This window comes from Oculatella sp. FACHB-28, assembly GCF_014696015.1.
Taxonomy (GTDB): Bacteria; Cyanobacteriota; Cyanobacteriia; order Elainellales; family Elainellaceae; genus JAAUTN01.
Map to the genome: position 1 here is coordinate 1 of NZ_JACJPJ010000012.1, position 4,510 is coordinate 4,510.

Annotated in this window: 4 protein-coding genes; 3 read left to right on the plus strand and 1 reads right to left on the minus strand. The window is 44.8% G+C overall.

Features of this window, described 5'->3' with window-relative positions:
• The first annotated feature begins 654 nt into the window (after positions 1-654).
• From H6F88_RS33775 to H6F88_RS00250, 3 genes are all read left to right on the plus strand, one after another.
• Positions 655-1,512, plus strand: coding sequence for a calcium-binding protein (locus tag H6F88_RS33775; protein ID WP_190640753.1), 858 nt, complete (start codon positions 655-657; stop codon positions 1,510-1,512).
• A 1,082-nt stretch (positions 1,513-2,594) separates the two neighbouring features.
• On the plus strand, positions 2,595-3,050 hold the full coding sequence (locus H6F88_RS00245; RefSeq protein ID WP_190640755.1) for a hypothetical protein: 456 nt from the start codon (positions 2,595-2,597) through the stop codon (positions 3,048-3,050).
• 189 nt (positions 3,051-3,239) lie between these two features.
• Positions 3,240-3,473 carry a hypothetical protein gene (locus H6F88_RS00250; RefSeq protein ID WP_190640756.1) on the plus strand — a complete coding sequence of 78 codons (234 nt, stop codon included), beginning with the start codon at positions 3,240-3,242 and terminating at the stop codon, positions 3,471-3,473.
• Between the two features lie 226 nt (positions 3,474-3,699).
• On the opposite strand, the gene H6F88_RS00255 is transcribed toward H6F88_RS00250, so the two are convergent.
• A complete protein-coding gene (locus tag H6F88_RS00255) occupies positions 3,700-4,353 on the minus strand; it encodes an NTP transferase domain-containing protein (RefSeq protein WP_190640757.1) in 654 nt (217 codons plus the stop codon).
• Positions 4,354-4,510 lie beyond the last annotated feature (157 nt).

A 4,510-nucleotide genomic window follows, 5' to 3' on the forward strand; every position in this document is an offset into this window, starting at 1 on the left:
GTAGCATTGTCTCCCTCGACGATGCCCGTTCTTTGCAGTTTGAGTTGAATGACATTGAGGACATTTCATGCTTCTATAATGCCAAATTATGCATTACCCTTGCAGCAACGCCGGAATTGTTACATCTAATTGTTGGAGCTAACAAGGAGTAGTAGGCAGCATACTTAGAACTTTACCCGAGGCATTGTTTGGTTTGCTACTAGTTAATGTTGCTGGTTAGTAGAAGCATGAAAGTAATTGCTCAACTAGGTCGACCTAAGCCCGCCTTCGACAGAAGATGATAGGCTTTTGCCACGAAGGAACTGCCCTCTCTTGATGTTCTGAACCATGCTGAAAAGGATGCCCTCATTGGAAGACTGTGGCAGGAGTTGCAAACGTTGCGGGCAGAGGTCGAAAAGCTGAAGCAAAAACGGGTCAAGAAAACTTTCCGTAATTCAACTTTGCCTCCCTTACAGAGCTCTTATACATCCCTTAGCGATAACTCTTTAAGAGAATTTTTGCTGAGAAAGTAGTGTCTCCTCGGCACTACAAAAGGCATTTACAAACTCATTTCACTCAACTGCGAAAAGTGACTTTGAGCAACGCCAGTAATAAGTAGAGGGAACCAACTGAAAAACTCTCGCAACATGCACACTTTGCCAGGAGCAATTAGCAATGGGTACTTACACCGGAGACAACAATAGCAATAACTTTTCAGCAACCAAAGAGAAGGTTTATGACGCACCTTGGTATAAGCCTTGGGCAAGCGATAAGTGGGATTGGAAATCTTGGACAATTGATGGAAGAGGAGGGGATGACGTTCTTGTCGGTAGTCCTCTAGCTGACAAAATTTATGGCGGTGAAGGAGCAGACAGAATTTGGGCAAATTCTGGGGATGACCTTGTCAGCGGCAATGCAGGAGGAGATGTTATCTATGGTCAAGCTGGAAACGATCACCTTTACGGAGCATACGGTCCAGCCATCATCTCTAAGGATCTGGGAGGGGGTCTTGTTCAAATACAGCATATCGATTATGCATATCAGGAAGATGGAGCCGACTTCCTATACGGAGAATCAGGGGATGATTTCTTAACCGGAATGGGTGGTGATGATTATCTAGATGGTGGAGATAACAAAGACTCATTAAATGGTGGAGACGGCTACGACACTTTGATTGGAGGTAACGGTGATGATTCCCTTTGTGGTTATGGAGGATCAGGAACCAATGGGGAAGTAGATACGTTAACGGGTGGTGCTGGAGAAGACGTATTTGCTATTGATAGTCCGAGTTTTACATTTTTTGAGGGAACTTATTCGGTCATCACTGACTTCAACTATATGGAGGGAGATAAGATTCGGGTTGGGCTAAATATTGATGACTACACGTTTGATAAATCAAGAGATTACGGTATTGGTGATGCTAATTTGCATGACACCGCAATTTTCAAGGGCACCAACCTGATCGCCGTTGTTCAAGATAACGTTGATCTAATTCCTCAATACGACTTTATTCCTACCCGGCTGATTGAATAATATGCAGCTCATTAAATTGGGTTTTGAAATGATTGTAATTGCTCATCTATTAACTCGGCAATGTAAGTCTCAAAAGGAAATCTAGCGTTTCTAAGGGTTACAGGCTAGAAAATGCAAGATCAATGATTGCCGGTTTAATAGGTTGACCCAAGCCCGCCTTTGACAGAAGGTGATAGGCTTTTGCCACAAAGGAACTGCCCCCCTTGATGGTCTAAGCTACGCAGAAAAGGATGCCCTCATTGAAGGGCTGTGACAGGAGTTGCAAACGTTGCGCGGGCAGAGTCCGAAAAGCTGAAGCAAAAACGGGTCAAGAAAACTTGCCGTAATTCAAGTTTGCCTCTCTCTTACAGCCATTTTCGGATGGGTAAGCCACTGCGTAGGGGTGGTTCGCAACCGCCCTTACAGAAGTTTGTGGTTCACATAAATGAGAATGGCTGTAGGGCTTCAGGCCAAACCAAAGCAGTTCTAGGTCAACTTCCCTTAATTGCCAGGAAACGGAGATTCGCCGTTACGGTGGGCGGCAACTGAGCTAACAGTCGAATCAAGTCAGTGGTTGCCTAAGATAAGATTTGTCCTCACTGTGGGGTCGAAGTTAACCTATCGATGTACGGCTTGAGCGGGATTTACGAGCGTATTGAACTGCCCTCGCTTACCCCTCACATCATACGAGTTGAACGTTACGGCAGGATTTGTCAGTGTTGCTAGCAGACCTATGAAGCGGCTGTTCCGGTCGACTTGGAGCCATGGTTTCCCTTTGGCAGGAGTGTCGCGAGTCTAGTGACTGTTAGGCAATGGTTCACCAACAATGTCAGTTGTTACTCAGGACCCTTAACCAAGTCCATAACTTTCCCTAACTTCTAACCATCGCCACCAGCAAGACCACCGCCTACAGTAAAAGAGTGATGAGAAACAGCTGAGAGAACCAAAGCAAAACACTCTCACCACAACGCTGCCAAAGACTTTCAACGAGTAAACATTTCTACTCCCCATGTACCTCAACTGGCTGAAGCCAGCGAGTTGTCTCTGGGAGCTTTAGCCTGCTCATCTTCAATCTTAGTCGTTCAAAACAGAGGATTTTCACGATGAACCCATTCATTCCCTTTCCCGTTCCCAAACTCAACAAATGGATGACCAGTTGCGTGCTGGGTACCACGCTCTTGGGGCTTCCTATGACAGCAGTTGCTCAAGAATTCACGACTTGCGTCATGACAATAGACAGTAGTGTTGTCTGTGGCACCCATACCTTTCTACAGGTTGGCAACACGTCATGGCTAGTTGAGACTGCGGAGAATGGGCGTAATTCCGATTTCCATGAGGTTCCGTGGGTGTTTTCTCAGGATGGAACAGTTCGCGCTGGTCACCTGTGGCAAGGCTTTTGGCAGGTCGAATCTGAGGACACGATTAGCGTGACCATTAGAATGAGCGACAGTTCAGCTACCGATCGATTCACAGTTCGGTTTCATGGTTCAACAAACTTTACGGCTTATAAAAATGGACGTGCTTATCGATACGGGATTTCGGCAGATGGTCAAGGTTAATATCTTGAGCCCTTGAACGCCTTTACATGAGGCATCAGCTATTGAACGCTAACCCAAACAATAGACCCCAACCTAGTTGCATCTGGTGACAGCGCCCCTTCAATCACCCCGAGTTGACATCAGTTGTCACTCTCAGCGCTCTTTTGAATGGTCTAGATGACGGTAATTAATTTAAAGGAGACAGTCGTCATGGAAGTTGAACATTTTTCTGCTGAAGAACTTTCACCAGAAGAAGTCAAACAATTAGAAGAACTGAGGAGGACGATTGAAGCGGCGATTTCAGATGGTTGGCTCTCTCATGACGAATTGGAACAGATCAAAACCATTGCTTTTGCACACCAAAAGATAGTTCCAGAAGCATTACAACTGTACTCGAAACTTGTAGGCAAAATCAATCGGGGTGAGTTGGGATATGAGTGGTAATGCACTTCTGTATACTTCTTGCCGAAGGATGCTGAAGGGTAAGCGGGTGAAAGCGATCGCTGTTGGTTTGCTATCCTTTTCCGGATTTGCTCTAATTGCATCTGGTGACAGCAACCCTGACGCTATTGGCGAATTATTTCTTCATGATTAAACTACCTATTCTGCCGTTGTCTGGTTTACAAAACTCAATCAGTTTCAGCAGAAGAATGACAAAGATTCAAGGCTTTTAGAGTGTTAAGCAATGTTTCGCCAAAAGTGTCTTTGCTACCTTTACCCCTGGTAGGATTACTGGATTATTTAGAAGTTGCTGATAATCTTCTGGTGTATCTAGATCAACAAGTCCTTGTGGAAAAGGAATGCCAATCACATCCGAGATATGGTTGTAAATGATTTGTTTTGCTCCTGTAGTAGATTGTAGCGATACAAGTTCCGAAAAAATATTGTAGTTGAATAAAGCTGGTACGCCTAAAGTTCCAGCATATTCTGAAGCAACAATAGATTTATGGTTGACGTGATATGTTGCAATCAGTTGATCAATGATTTCAGTAGAGATGAAGGGTTGATCGCAAACTAAGAAGATGGCTGCCTCTAGTTCACGATGAGTTTGACTCAGGGCTTGAATGCCAGCTTGGATTGATGTTCCCATTCCCGCTGACCACTGATTGTTATCCGTGAACTGTATATCGTATTGGGCAATTTCAGGTTTGATTTGTTCGGCGTACGCACCGAGAACAACAACGATGGAATTGCAACTCGAGGCGATCGCTGCTTCGACTGTTCTACAGATTAGACTTTTCCCTTGGTACAACAGAAGCTGCTTCGGTGTTCCCATACGGATAGAAGCCCCTGCTGCCAAAATTACGAGACCGATTGAAGACACTTCCGCTCCTTGTTATTGTGATTATTGTGAATTCGTCCTGGTATTGATGCTCCTATAGATGTCAAGTTTTTTGTATTCTAAGGATGAATCACTTCAGGGCGTTCAGGAACCGGAAACGTGTTACGAACAATGTGATAAATCTCCCGCGCCACATAGC